The 1,026-nt window shown below is 77.3% G+C and carries 1 protein-coding gene; it reads left to right on the top strand.

From position 1 onward, the window contains the following. Positions 1-49 precede the first annotated feature (49 nt). Positions 50-904 (top strand): FkbM family methyltransferase, encoded by an 855-nt coding sequence (locus ND748_RS32630; RefSeq protein WP_251750108.1) that lies wholly within the window; start codon positions 50-52, stop codon positions 902-904. Positions 905-1,026: the final 122 nt, after the last annotated feature.

Below are 1,026 nucleotides of genomic sequence, written 5' to 3'. Positions count from 1 at the left end.
TTCGGATTCCGCTGCACGCGCCCGGGGTCCCGGGCGCGCGGCCGGGCGGCTGGCCGCGGCGCTGCCAGATGTCCGCGGGCGCGACCGGGTGACCGGGTGGGTGCGCGGAACCCCCCGCTTCACCGGGCCGGTGCGCGGCCGGCTGACCAACGGCATGACCTTCGAGCTGGCCGACTGCCGTGACGGGTCCGCCCGCGACCTGGTCGAGCTGTGCTACCGGCCGCCGGCGTTGGCCGCCGTCTTCGACACCATCCTGCGCCCGGGCGACTGCTGCTACGACGTCGGCGCCAACATCGGCGTCTACACGCTGTGGGCGGCGGGCGCGGTCGGCCGGGCGGGGGAGGTACACGCCTTCGAGCCGGTGCCCGAACCGCGCGCGGTCCTCGTCGCGCTGACTGTCCGCAACGGGCTGAGCCAGGTGCGCCCGACGGCGTGGGCGGTCGGCGCCGTCGCCGGGACCGTCGGGCTGCGCCGGCATCCCGGCGCCTCGGGGCTGACCCACCAGGTCCCGGCGGGCGACGCGGCCGAGCTCACAGTGCCGACGACGACGCTCGACATGCACGCGGCCCGTCACCGGCCGCCCGACCTGATCAAGATCGACGTGGAGGGGTTCGAACTCGAGGTGCTCCTCGGCGCCACGGAGCTGCTGCGCGCGCGGCGCCCCGCGGTGCTGCTGGAGATGCTGCCGAGCCACCTCGCCCGCCGGGGTGGCCGGGCGCAGGGCGAGCTGGTCGGCGTGCTGGCCGCGGCCGGCTACCGCCTGTTCAACCTGACCCGCCGAGGACTCGCCGGCCAGGGGGAGTTCTCCGCGAACGTGCTCGCGCTGCATCCCGACTGGGCCCGGTTCGGCCCCGTGGTCGTGGCCCTGCGCCGCACGCCGTTTCCGCGCAACCAGACGACGTGAGCGCGTGACCGTGCCCCACCCGGCCCCCTCATCGGCCCCCCGGTCAGCCCCCCCATCGGCCCCCGGGTCGGAGCAGCGCGGCGGGCCGGTCGGGCCGCGGTCCGTGGCCGCGGGGCGCCACC

This window comes from Frankia sp. AiPs1 (assembly GCF_023716945.1).
Taxonomy (GTDB): Bacteria; Actinomycetota; Actinomycetes; order Frankiales; family Frankiaceae; genus Frankia.
The sequence above is the reverse complement of the archived record's forward strand: the minus strand, read 5'-3'. Positions and strand labels throughout refer to the sequence as shown.